The sequence below is a fragment of the Solibacillus sp. FSL K6-4121 genome (genome assembly GCF_038002585.1).
GTDB classification, from domain to species: Bacteria; Bacillota; Bacilli; order Bacillales_A; family Planococcaceae; genus Solibacillus; species Solibacillus faecavium.
Genome location: NZ_JBBOCS010000002.1, coordinates 145,836 through 158,325, shown reverse-complemented (window position 1 = coordinate 158,325; position 12,490 = coordinate 145,836). Strand labels below are relative to the sequence as shown.

14 protein-coding genes are annotated in these 12,490 nt (G+C 37.7%); 1 reads left to right on the top strand and 13 read right to left on the bottom strand.

Annotation, left to right across the window (positions count from 1 at the left end; translation table 11 throughout):
* Nucleotides 1-13 precede the first annotated feature (13 nt).
* Nucleotides 14-418: a methylglyoxal synthase gene (mgsA, locus tag MHH95_RS10270; RefSeq protein WP_340727455.1), complete on the bottom strand. Its 405-nt coding sequence runs from the start codon at nucleotides 416-418 to the stop codon at nucleotides 14-16.
* Nucleotides 419-434: 16 nt separating this feature from the next.
* Nucleotides 435-1,232, bottom strand: coding sequence for a 4-hydroxy-tetrahydrodipicolinate reductase (gene dapB, locus MHH95_RS10265; RefSeq protein WP_340727454.1), 798 nt, complete (start codon nucleotides 1,230-1,232; stop codon nucleotides 435-437).
* Nucleotides 1,233-1,448: 216 nt separating this feature from the next.
* Here dapB and MHH95_RS10260 point away from each other — a divergent pair, with 216 nt between their 5' ends.
* Entirely contained in the window at nucleotides 1,449-2,315 is an 867-nt protein-coding gene (locus MHH95_RS10260; protein ID WP_340727453.1) for a YitT family protein, read from the top strand.
* 117 nt (nucleotides 2,316-2,432) lie between these two features.
* Here the strand turns inward: MHH95_RS10260 and MHH95_RS10255 are convergent, their stop codons facing one another.
* The 11 genes from MHH95_RS10255 to hisC all read right to left on the bottom strand — a co-directional run bounded on the left by MHH95_RS10255 (nucleotide 2,433) and on the right by hisC (nucleotide 12,489).
* Entirely contained in the window at nucleotides 2,433-3,113 is a 681-nt protein-coding gene (locus MHH95_RS10255) for a zinc metallopeptidase (protein WP_191698141.1), read from the bottom strand.
* Nucleotides 3,114-3,163: 50 nt separating this feature from the next.
* Nucleotides 3,164-3,763: a DUF1405 domain-containing protein gene (locus MHH95_RS10250; RefSeq protein WP_339215761.1), complete on the bottom strand. Its 600-nt coding sequence runs from the start codon at nucleotides 3,761-3,763 to the stop codon at nucleotides 3,164-3,166.
* A 238-nt stretch (nucleotides 3,764-4,001) separates the two neighbouring features.
* A complete protein-coding gene (locus MHH95_RS10245; RefSeq protein WP_340727452.1) occupies nucleotides 4,002-4,796 on the bottom strand; it encodes a menaquinol-cytochrome c reductase cytochrome b/c subunit in 795 nt (264 codons plus the stop codon).
* 39 nt (nucleotides 4,797-4,835) lie between these two features.
* Nucleotides 4,836-5,510, bottom strand: a complete 675-nt coding sequence (gene qcrB, locus MHH95_RS10240) for a menaquinol-cytochrome c reductase cytochrome b subunit (protein WP_191698144.1) — start codon at nucleotides 5,508-5,510, stop codon at nucleotides 4,836-4,838.
* Between the two features lie 22 nt (nucleotides 5,511-5,532).
* Nucleotides 5,533-6,039, bottom strand: a complete 507-nt coding sequence (locus tag MHH95_RS10235; RefSeq protein ID WP_340727451.1) for a QcrA and Rieske domain-containing protein — start codon at nucleotides 6,037-6,039, stop codon at nucleotides 5,533-5,535.
* 166 nt (nucleotides 6,040-6,205) lie between these two features.
* Nucleotides 6,206-6,649: a YpiF family protein gene (locus tag MHH95_RS10230; protein WP_340727450.1), complete on the bottom strand. Its 444-nt coding sequence runs from the start codon at nucleotides 6,647-6,649 to the stop codon at nucleotides 6,206-6,208.
* 67 nt (nucleotides 6,650-6,716) lie between these two features.
* On the bottom strand, nucleotides 6,717-7,268 hold the full coding sequence (locus MHH95_RS10225) for a ReoY family proteolytic degradation factor (protein ID WP_445683006.1): 552 nt from the start codon (nucleotides 7,266-7,268) through the stop codon (nucleotides 6,717-6,719).
* A gap of 12 nt (nucleotides 7,269-7,280) precedes the next feature.
* Nucleotides 7,281-8,525: a tetratricopeptide repeat protein gene (locus MHH95_RS10220; protein WP_340727448.1), complete on the bottom strand. Its 1,245-nt coding sequence runs from the start codon at nucleotides 8,523-8,525 to the stop codon at nucleotides 7,281-7,283.
* 422 nt (nucleotides 8,526-8,947) lie between these two features.
* Nucleotides 8,948-10,237, bottom strand: a complete 1,290-nt coding sequence (gene aroA, locus MHH95_RS10215; RefSeq protein WP_340727447.1) for a 3-phosphoshikimate 1-carboxyvinyltransferase — start codon at nucleotides 10,235-10,237, stop codon at nucleotides 8,948-8,950.
* Between the two features lie 57 nt (nucleotides 10,238-10,294).
* Nucleotides 10,295-11,392, bottom strand: a complete 1,098-nt coding sequence (locus MHH95_RS10210) for a prephenate dehydrogenase (RefSeq protein ID WP_340727446.1) — start codon at nucleotides 11,390-11,392, stop codon at nucleotides 10,295-10,297.
* Entirely contained in the window at nucleotides 11,389-12,489 is a 1,101-nt protein-coding gene (gene hisC, locus MHH95_RS10205; protein WP_340727445.1) for a histidinol-phosphate transaminase, read from the bottom strand. The genes MHH95_RS10210 and hisC overlap by 4 nt, the downstream gene beginning before the upstream one ends.
* Between the last annotated feature and the right edge of the window lies 1 nt (nucleotide 12,490).

The following is a 12,490-nucleotide window of genomic DNA, read 5'->3' as shown; positions in this document are numbered from 1 at the left end:
ATTACTTTATTCACTATTTTCTGCGTTCCGCTAAAATGCGCCAATCGACAAAGCCTTCCTGCAAACCCTTTAGTAAAATTTCTGCAGTCCCCATATTTGTCGCAAGGGGAATATGATATAAATCACATAATCGCACTAATGCCATTACATCCGGCTCATGTGGCTGTGCAGTCAATGGGTCACGGAAGAAAAAAACCATATCCATATCATTGTTCGCTATCATGGCACCAATTTGTTGGTCCCCTCCTAATGGACCCGAACGGAATTTTGTAATGTTAAGTCCTGTTTCAGCCTCAATCATTGTACCAGTAGTACCTGTCGCATACAGATCATGCTCTTCCAAAATATCCCGATATGCAATGGCAAATTGAATTAAATTGTCTTTTTTTCGATCATGTGCAATTAATGCAATTTTCATAAATTTCATCTCATTTCTAAATGATGTTCTCTAATCCGTATATTAATGTATTACAATTCATAACTTTTTCAATACTAAATGTAACTCCACCCATAAAGCTACCTCGATTTAAAGAATCATGACGGATTGTTAATAATTCACCTGTCCCACCAAACAAAACTTGTTGATGCGCCACTAAACCAGGTAGGCGAACGGAATGAACATGCATGCCTTCAATGTTTGCACCTCTTGCACCAGTATGTGTTTCTTTTTCATCCGGATGCCCTTGTTCTTTAGTGTTTCTTACTTCACTAATCATTTGGGCCGTTTTAATTCCAGTACCAGATGGCGCATCCAGCTTTTGATCGTGATGCATTTCAATGATTTCGACATCCGGGAAATACTTCGCAGCCTCTTTAGCAAATTTCATCATTAATATTGCACCAATAGCAAAATTCGGGGCAATAATACAGCCTAATTGTTTATCTTTTGCTAATTGCTGTAATTCCTCAAGCTGCTCATCTGTAAAACCTGTTGTCCCAACAACTGGTCTTACATTATGTAATAATGCTTGTTTAGTTCTTTCAAAAACGAAATGTGGATTTGTTAAATCGACAAGCACATCCGGCTTTGTATCTCGTACAAGTTCCGGGAAATTCGTATAAATTGGAACTTCATATTGTTTTGGAAACTCATCCAATTCTCCTAACGTTGTGCCGACGTCTTTGTAATCCAGGGCAGCAACCAATTCCATTCCATCATTTTTAATTATCGTATGAACTGCCTCCATACCCATTTTACCTCGTGCACCAGCAATTGCGACTTTAATTGTCATTACATAAAACTCCTTTGAACTTTAGTTAATGCAGTATTTCATTATTTTTTTGACTATAATCCTAATTAGTTTTCAATAATATGTTCACAGGCGCTAATAATGATTCGTTTTAGCCCACTGTTGTCAAATACATCGAAATCCAACATAATAAACGATGTAGCCTTTTTCCTGCTTCGACACATATTTTCTTTCACAATAGATTATAGGAGGATGACAATGCAAGGAATAAAAATAAAAAATATCATCGGGATCCTCATTGGTTCCGCTATCTTTAGTTTTGGCTTTGTACATTTTAATATGCAAAACCAGCTAGGAGAAGGCGGATTTAGTGGTATTACACTTATTTTATATTTTACACTAAATTGGGACCCAGCATTAATGAATTTACTATTAAATATACCAATGTTTATTCTTGGTTGGAAATTGCTCGGGAAAAAGTCGTTTATCTATACATTAATCGGCACGATTGGCGTATCTGTTTTTTTGAAAATCTTTCAAATCTATGAATTTAACATGAACTTGAAGGATGATTTATTTCTCGTGTCCTTATTCGCAGGGGTATTTGTCGGTATCGGTTTAGGTATTGTTTTCCGCTTTGGCGGGACAACGGGTGGAGTAGATATTTTAGCTCGACTTGCCAATAAATATTTCGGCTGGAGCATGGGGAAAACGATGTTCGGCTTTGATTTTTTTGTTATTATCTTTTCATGGATGACGTTTTTAGATGCAAGGTCGATGATGTATACATTAGTAGCTGTCTATGTAGGAGGTCGGGTGATTGACTTCGTTCAGGAAGGTGCTTATTCAGCAAAAGGTGCATTTATTATTTCTTTACACTCTGATGAGATTGCAGATTTAATTACAAAAAATATGGATCGTGGTGTAACGATTTTTGATGGACATGGTCACTTTACGAAAGAACACCGCAATGTTCTCTATTGTGTCGTTTCACGTAGTGAGCTTGTAAGATTAAAATCCATTGTTCATTCTATTGACCCTCATGCGTTTGTTACGATTATGGACGTTCATGATGTGTCCGGTGAAGGCTTTACATTAGACGATAAAAAACAACCACTAGATTAAAATGAATAAATAATGGGATAACCTCCAAATAAATGGAGGAACAAAAAAAGCAATTGCACCGAGCAATTGCTTTTTTTCGTGAACTGGAACCTAATATGTTCCGGCCAGTTTTCTTTATTAATCGTCTGAAGTCATACCAGTGTAAATTAAGATTAAACGTAATAGCTCCATTACTGCTACAGCTGCTGCTGCAACATATGTCATTGCTGCCGCATTTAATACTTTACGTGCAGAACGTTCTTCCGTATTGTTAATAATCCCTAAAGAAACGACTTCGTTCATAGCTCGTTTTGATGCATCAAACTCGACTGGTAATGTAACTAATTGGAATACAACACCTGCTGCTAATAACGCAATACCTAGCAATAGGAAACCTGATAAAGATGAAAAAATACCAATTAACACGAAAATCCATGACATATTTGAAGAGAAACTAGCCAATGGCACTAATTTTGAACGTAATGTTAAAAACGAATATGCATCCGCATGTTGCATCGCATGACCTACTTCGTGCGCTGCTACAGCTGTACCTGCGATCGAAGAGTTGTAATAGTTGTCTTCTGATAACGCAACTGTTTTAGTTGCGGGATTGTAGTGGTCCGCTAAATAACCTTGTGTTGGCACGACACGCACATCTGTTAAGCCGTGCTGATCTAAAATGTAACGTGCTACTTGCGCCCCTGTCATACCCTTTTCAGCAGACACTTTTGCAAATTTCTTATACGTACTTTTTACCTTCATTTGTGCGTACAACGGCAAGAGCATAATGATGATAAAATAAACGATATACATTCCCATTTCCGAACTCCCTTTCTATATCTTCAATTCTCTTTAATTTTAAAGGCTTTTTACTGTTGTTGCAAATATTCGCGCTTACGACTTTCCAAAAAAGCGAGCATTATACATGCAATAGATAGCCAAAATGTGAAGTAGCCAATTTCACTTGGATATTGGTTGATCACACGGTAAAACGGCATTTGACCAAATAAATAGTCAATCACGTCATTATGCAGCGTCCAAATGGCACCAACCATCACGTGCCACATTTTAAATCGGTATTTCGGTAAATATAAAACTGCCTGAACAGCCATTAAGAAATGCGATGCCACAAGCATCCACCCAGCTGCTCCTAATTCCCCGGTTTCCGCCAATGTAAGAAGATTCATTACAACAGCCCATAAGCCATATTTAATGAGCGTAATAAGTGCTAGCACTTCCATTAGTTTGTAGTTTTTCCCTAATAGCCACCCAATAATGGCAAAGCAGAAAAATAAACTCGCAGTTGGAGAATCTGGAACGAAAATGTAATAAATCGGATCTGTAGCTGCAAGCTGCCCTTTATACCAATAATATCCGTAAATTGTACCGAATAAGTTAACAACAAGTAATAAGCTTAAAAAGGCACGATGGTTCATTAAATACCATAATTGCATGATATATGCTTTCATTTTTTCTCCTTCTTTTCCTAATAAATCTTCATTTCATATGTATTTTGTGCAACTTACATAAACAATGTACGTCTTTTATTATAAACATGCTTTAGGCGAGAAGCAAAATTTTCCTTTAATTTTGAATAAAGAATCTTTGCTGCCAAGCAACAGAAATCTTAGACTCTAATTAATATATTTCTAGTAATCTATCAAAAAAAGAGAGTCAGAATTCTGACCCTCTCTAAATTAAATATTATTATTCTGCTTCTTTTAATCCAGCAATAAATTCAGCTAAAACTTGAAGCTCTTCATCAGTACCTGTAAATGTTCCTGCTGGCATACCACCACGACCATTTACAATTACTTCTTGTACTTCTTCTGCTGTTAATTCATTACCTAAAAGCATTGGTCCTGATACACCAGCTAAGTCTCCACCGTGACAGCCAATACATGAAGCTTGTGCTTGGTAAATTTCATAGCCTTCAGAAGTTTCGTCGATTTCAACATCAGGCAATAGCCCTAAATGTTTATCCGTAATTTCACCTTGTGCATCAACCGCATCCCAATCAGTTGCTTCTACAGATTCCCAAGTTGTATAAATAAGTGCTGCTACTGCTAACAACATGAAAGCTGTCGGTAATGGACGTTTTGACGGACGACGTTCAGGTGTTGTATCTAAAAATGGTATTAATGCTAATGCACCGAATGCAATACCTGGGATAACCATAGCTCCAATTACATTATATGGCCCAGATGCATAAGTATATTTTAATAATTGGTACATCGATAAGAAATACCAGTCCGGTAACGGAATATAAGATGCATTAGTTGGATCTGCCGGACCCTCTAGTGGTGAAGGATGTGCGACAGTTAATAGTAAATAACCGATTAAGAAAACTGCACCAACCATCCATTCTTTTAATAAGAAGTCAGGCCAGAAAGCTTCTGTTTTCCCTGGATATTCGGTATAATCTTTCGGCACGTTCGGCATACGGTTATTCGCTTTAACACGTGAATCCCCTACGAACTTCATACCTTTTCCGCGTTGCATAGTGTCCCCTCCTTAAAAAATCATACAATTAGTTTCAGATCATAGAGGTCCTGAAATACCTTGGCGGCGGATCATAATAAAGTGAACTGCCAATAAAGCAAATAGTGCTGCTGGTAAGAAGAATACATGAATTGCAAAGAAACGAGTTAATGTTTGCGCACCAATAATTGTAGAATCCCCAGCTAAAAGTGTTTTTATTATTTCTCCTAAAAACGGAACAGATGCAGCAATTTCGATACCTACTTTAGTTGCAAATAACGCTTTCATATCCCATGGTAATAAATAACCTGTGAAGCCTAAACCTAACATAATTGCAAAAATACCTACACCAACTAACCAGTTTAACTCACGAGGTTTTTTATACGAACCTGTGAAGAATACGCGAAGTGTATGTAAGAACATCATAACGATTACTAGAGATGCCCCCCAATGGTGCATACCACGAACGATTTCACCGAACGCTACTTCGTTTTGTAAATAATAAACTGATTTCCAAGCATTTTCTACGTCTGGTACATAGTACATCGTTAAGAACATACCTGATAGAATTTGAATAACTGTAATGAAGAAAGTCAATCCCCCGAAACAGTAAACGAATGCTGAAAAGTGATGGGCAGGGTTAACGTGCTCTGGCACTTCGTGGTCGGCAATATCACGCCAAATAGGAGTAATATCTAAACGTTCATCGACCCAATCATAAATTTTATTTAGCACTGTGTCGTACCCCCTAACTTATTTAGTTACTGTGTGTGTTTGCGATTTTTTTCCCAAGCATTAAGAAACCATCATTTTCTGACACTTCAAACATATCTAGTGGTCCAAGTGGCGGTGTACCTTTTACGTTTACACCTGATTTCTCATAACGTCCCGCGTGACATGCACAGAAGAACTGATCTGGGTGTGTTGGATCACTTGCCCAGTTTACAGTACAACCTAAATGCTTACATACAGGTGATATTGCGACGATTTGATCGCCTTCTTTGTAAACCCAAGCTGCATCGGCAACCTCTGATTTATACCAACCATCTGTTTGTTCATACGAGAAGTCAACTTTTACTGGAACTTCTGTAATTTCAGCAGCTTTTTTGCTTGTTTGTACAAAATCTCCTTCTTCTTTCGTTTGAAGAATTGGGTCAATTGCAAAACGAACCATTGGCATTAACATACCTGCAGCCATAAATCCACCTACGCCAGTAATCGTATACGTTAAAAATTGACGTCTTGTAACTCGATTCTTACTCATCCTTTTCCCCCCTCTTACTAAAAGGTCAGTCCAACGGACATATACTTTTAAAAATAGTAAATAACTAGGACATATCTATGATATATCAACTGAATAAGTTGGTCAATATAGCATTCATTTCCATATGTGTAGATTGTGAACATTTAATGAAACAAATAGAGTGCAATTATACCCAAATTTTTGTCAAAGTTGGTATAACTTGTTTCAATTGATCTTCCAATATACGTTGTTTTACTGATTTATCCATAGATTCAAGGGGGATTGAAGGAAGCCAAATAATATTTAAAAATTCTTTAAATTCTGTCCAACTATGGTCACAAGTTACAAAAATGATAGATTTAAATCCCGCATTCTTTAATTCTTGTTCGATTGACGTAGGCAAAGCTTCAGATTTTGTGCTAACCGTATAGGAAAACGGGGGGAATAGCATAAGACGTCCTTTGAATTGCTGTTCTATAAAATTCGTTAAAGACATTAAATATTCTGCAGCAGAACTGCTTTGTTTCATTCCTTGTTCTGTAAAATCCAATTGTAAAAGAGGAACAATAGCGGTATCAATAAATTGCTTTTGTGCTTGAAATTGTTCTATATCTGTCACTTTAAAATTCATTTTCATTCCTCCTAGGTCTTTTGAATACTACGAAAATAGGCAATAAGTATTTTTTTAATAGTTATATTCACTTCGTATATTTCAACGCCTGTAGTAAATTTGATAACTCAAAAAAGCGGTCTTTATCTCCTGCATCCAGCGCCTCATCAATCTCTTTTAAAAGCTGTTGCTCCTGAAACTCCAATACGCTATTCTCCAGCAATCGCTGCGCTGCTAAACGATCTTTTTCGCTTATAAACAAGTCTTTAGGTACATATGGATTTTCCTCCAGCACCGCCAAATATAAAGGCTCTGGCGGAATGCTAGGAAAATTCAGTTGAAAATAAATAGATTCATTTGCATTAATACGTAAATCATGAAAGGCTTTTTCAGCATCAGATGTCATAATATTTTCTTTATAAAATCTAAAAGGGATACTCGTCGTCTCAATTGTCGACATAACGATAGACCGTGGACAATAGTGTGCCTCATCAACGAAGTGAACATTTTCCAACAATTCATCATTACTTAATAAGTAATTTAAAATCCATACCCCTTCACGCCTTTTTAATTGGAAATTTTTCAAAAACCATCTGATGAATAGCTTTTTATCATTCAGTGGTACGAAATAGGTCAACATGCAATCCTCCCTTTACTCAAAGCGTTCTAATAAATCAGTCCATTGTTGTTCTGAAGGTTGTAATTGTACAAGTCGCTCCACAACTTTTTTTGCTTCCTCACGCTTACCATCCTCAACTAAAAACAGATAATATTTCTCCAAGAATTCAACATCATCTTTAAATTCAGTATATGCCTCTTTATAAATTTCGTATGCTTTTTCAAACTGTTCTTCTTCATTATAGGCATTGGCAACAAACGGATAGAGCGAAACCCATTCAAATTCATTTTGTTGTAGCTGTTCATATAGTGCAATAATTTCTTCAAAGCGCTGTTCTGTACTATATACAGACATCAATATTAAAATTGCCTCCATATATTCTGGGTCTAGCGCAATCGCTTCGTGTAGATATTCAGTTGCTTCCTGTATCATACTGTTTTTTATCGCCATCTTTCCTGCAAATAAATACAGTGACTTGTCATACTCATCGCGTTTCAAGCCCTCTTTTATGGTCTTCAATGCTCGCTCATTGTCTTCAAGCATTGCATAGCTTTCCGCCAACAATAAGTAGGCTGAGAAATAATCCGGATCTAACTCCTTTAAATCTTCCAGTTGTTTTATAGCGAGTTCATATTTTTCCGTTTGGAATGCCGCATAAGCTGAGCCAAACAGTAAATCTGCAGTTACTTCTTCTTCCAATGCCTCCATATAATAATCCAACGCTCTTTCATACCCTGCTCCGGCACGGTAAACTTCTGCAAGGCGTTGGGCTAATATTATACCAGCAAATTTTTTGTCAACAGTATAGAGTTCTTCATATATACGTACTGCTTCAGAAAATCTCCCAGTTTCGAATAATAATTCTGCTTTTGCAAATTGTAATAAAGGCTCATGAGGCAAAATCTGTAATGCTTCATTAATACGTTGTTCTGCTACTTCAAATAATCCTTGCATTTGATAGTAATCCGCTAAAACTAAAAGTGCCTGTGGATATTCTGGTGCATCATCTGCAATACCCATCAACAAATCAAGCGCATTATCCTCTTCTCCCATTTCAATTAAAACACTTGCGCGATCAATTGAAATCTGAGCTTCCTCGGGAAATAAAAATTGTAAATGCTCGAAAACTTTGTCTGCTTCATTTAAAAATCCATAATGCATAAGTGCCTCGGCAATTTCATATTGTGCTGCTGGTTCAGCCTCCATTAAAAATGATTCAAGAAGAGTATTTACTTGCTCTAAATTACCTTCTTGAATCGCCTGTAGTAATTGTTCCATAAGTCGTTCACCTTTTTCTTTTGTTTTCAATATTTATGCTACATGACTGATTCGCGGTTCTCAAGGAAAAGCTTTAACATATATCATTATTTATTGAAAACAAGCATTTAAACCTTCCTAAAAATCATGTTTGTAAAAAAATTGCCCCTAGCTATACAACTTAAACTAGAGACAACATAATGGATTATTAATTATTTTCATATAGTATACATGCCACTTCATAATTCTCTGACCATTTCGTCATTTCAATGTTTTTTATTTTTTGGAATTTTAATACCTCAAAATCTTTATATACTTTATAGTATACATAGCATTTAGTTCCGTTATAGGCACTTGGAAAACCGATATTTCATTCCTTCAAATTTTACGTATATATACAAAGGAGAAATAATAAAAAAAGCGACAATTTTGCCGCTTTCCTTTTATTTAGATAATCTATTCAGGTGTTCAAAAAATGAAGGGTAGGAAACCGCGATACAGTCTGCGTCATCCAGTGTAACTTCCCCGTTTGCAATTAATGCAGCGACAGCACCCATCATACCGATTCGGTGATCACCGTATGTTTTTAAGGAAGCTCCAGTTAATTTCGTTGGACCTTCAATAATCATTCCGTCATCTGTTGCTTCAATATTGGCACCCAGTTTTTTCAGCTCATTCACAACGGCATCAATGCGGTTTGTTTCTTTTACCTTTAGTTCTTCGGCGTCTTTAATAATCGTTTTACCTGCTGCTTGTGTTGCCAACAGAGCAATAATTGGAATTTCATCGATTAGACGAGGGATAATTGCCCCTTCAATCACTGTGCCTTTAAGTTGTGATGATTCAACAGTAATTGTTGCAGTAGGCTCGGCTGCATTGGCATCATCAATCTCGAGTGTCATATTGGCACCCATATTTTGAAGCACTTGTAAGATTCCGTCCCGAGTTTCATTGACACCTACGTTTTCCAGTACAATACGGCTATTACTCGTTACGGCGCCTGCGACTAAGAAAAAGGCTGCTGATGATATATCGCCCGGTACGTTCACATGCGTACCCGTTAGCTGTTGTCCACCTTCAAATGATACAACCCCGTCTTTCACCGTTACGTTTGCACCAAACTGACGTAGCATACGCTCTGTATGGTCACGGGATACTTCGCTTTCACGTACAATCGTCGTCCCTTGTGCGCGAAGCCCTGCTAATAGAATGGCTGACTTTACTTGTGCACTTGCTACAGGCATTGTGTAATCAATCGCTTGTAATGGACCACCTTGAATCGCGAGAGGTGTATATTGCCCGTTTTCACGTCCTGCAATTTGTGCGCCCATTAAACGAAGCGGATCAGCTACACGGCGCATTGGACGTTTTCCAATTGAAGAATCACCTGTCATAACTGTATGTAGCGAGGTACCTGATAAAATGCCGAGCATTAATCGTGTAGTTGTTCCTGAATTCCCTGTGTATAATACTTCTTTCGGTTCTGTCCAATTATCAATACCTGGACTATCGATTGTCACATTTGTTCCGTCTACTTCAAATTCGACTCCCAACTTTTTAAAACAGTCAATCGTGCTCAAGCAATCTTCACCTAATAAAAAGCCGGTTACCGTTGTTCTGCCTTTTGCAATTGAGCCGAACATAACCGCGCGATGTGAAATGGACTTATCCCCCGGTACTCTAATATTCCCTTGTAATGCCACCTGTTCGTATTGTAACGTTTTTGAACTCATGCTCCGAACCCCTCCTTAGAAAAATACATCCCGCCTTCAAAAAGCGAGATGTGTCCTTTATGAAATATACGTATCGTACTTTGCCTTATGTGCGATACATTGTGCTGCACGCTCACGGTCTTCATTTGTCTGGAAGCTTATTACTAAAATACCGAATACGTCTACCCTTGTTTCGACAATACGTATATTTGTAATACTAATATTATCTTCTGCCAAAAAGCCCGTCACTTCCGAAATAACACCTGGATAATCCGGAATATCTACATATAAATCATAAGGCATATATAATGCGCCGTTAGCGATTGGCAGGCTGTCACGAACATCCCGCGCATCGCTGAAATATGCTTCAATTGCCTTTTCATCACCATTATCCAATAATTGACGAACACGATTCATTTCTTCAAGCCATGTATCGAGCTGCCCGACAAGCTCTTTTCGATTTTGCAGTGTAATATCACGCCATAATGCAGGATTGGATGAAGCAATACGCGTAATATCACGGAAACCTCCCGCTGCCAATGAAGATGTCATCGGATATGCTTTCTTTTCAAAATTCAGTTGATGTACAAGTGAAGCAGCTATGATATGTGGAAAATGGCTAACAACAGCAGTCATATGATCATGGATTTTAGCATCCACAACAACCATTTTCCCTAACGTAAACTTCAGCAAATTATCAAGCATTGCTAGCTTTTCGATTTCTTCGCCTTCATTTGGTGTTAGCATATAATAGGCATTTTCTAATAAATAAGGCCTCGCAGCAGTAATCCCACTTTTATGCGAGCCTGCCATCGGATGACCGCCGATAAACGTAATGCCTAGTTCTTTCAGTTCTTTTGCCTTGTCCATAATTTGTGTCTTCGTACTACCCGTATCAGTAATAATGACACTTTTTTTCAATTCCCATGATTTTAACTGCTCCATAAACTGGAGTGTCACGTTTACTGGTGTACCAAAAATAATAACATCTGCCTCTTTTGCAAATTCAGCTGGATCTTCTACAACTTCGTGTACAACCTTTAATGTGCTAGCTAATTGTCTCGTTTGTTCATGGTAGTCATAGCCATACACTTTCGTACGCGGAGCCTTTTGAAGAGCTAACGCAACTGAACCGCCGATTAGCCCTAGTCCGATTACGAAAACATTACGTGTCATGCAAATACTCCTTGTTCTGTTAATACATCTTCAAGTAACTGTAAAAACTTCGCATTTTGAGCTTCTGTCCCAATCGTAACTCGTATATAACCTTCTAAACCAAGTGCAGCACCGCTGCGGATAATAAATCCGCGCTTCATCATTTCTTCAAAGACTACGTTACTATCAGCCTTCACTTCAAACATAATAAAGTTCGTTTGAGACGGGAAATAGTTCAATCCATGACGCTCACAAAATGCCACATACTGTTTTTTGCCGATTTCATTTGCCACACGACAGCTTTCAATAAACTCCTGATCTTGTAAAGCTATTTGCGCAACCTGTTGGCTTAACACTGTATTGTTAAATGGTGCGCGTACTGGATCCAACTTCGCAATAACTTCCGGCTGTGCAATGCCATATCCCACACGGAATGATGCCAAACCGTAAGCTTTTGAAAACGTGCGAAGTAAAATTAAATTCGGATATTCACGGAAATAATGCAGTGTATCCTTATAAGATGGATCATTGACATACTCAATATAAGCCTCATCCAACACTACAAAAACATCTTCAGGCACTTTCGCTAAAAACGCACTTAAGTCATCATCTGACACAATTGTTCCTGTAGGATTATTCGGATTGCATACCCAAACGACTGATGTTTTTTCATCAATAGCCGCCAGCATCGCATCCAAGTCATGAACACCTTCTTTTAAAGGTACTTTACGTACTTCTGCTCCTTCAATATCTGCATTATGCCAGTATTGGGAAAACGATAAATCTGCCATCACGGTATTAACGCCTGGATATAATAATGCACGCGTTATAATAGCAATTAAATCATCGGAACCATTCCCTAATATCAATTCATTTTCCGCAACACTATAAAAATTAGCTAAAGATGTGCGTAAGCTTTGTGCATAGCCATCCGGATATATCGCATGATTTGTTTGTTGCTCCTGTAAAAATTGTTGCACCTTTGGAGAACTGCCAAAGGGATTTTCGTTGGAAGCAAGCTTAATAACTTCATCCAATCCGAAAAGTTTTTTTACTTCTTCAATCGGTTTTCCCGGTTGATAAGCTTTCATGCCAAATAACTGTTGTTTCCACTTCATC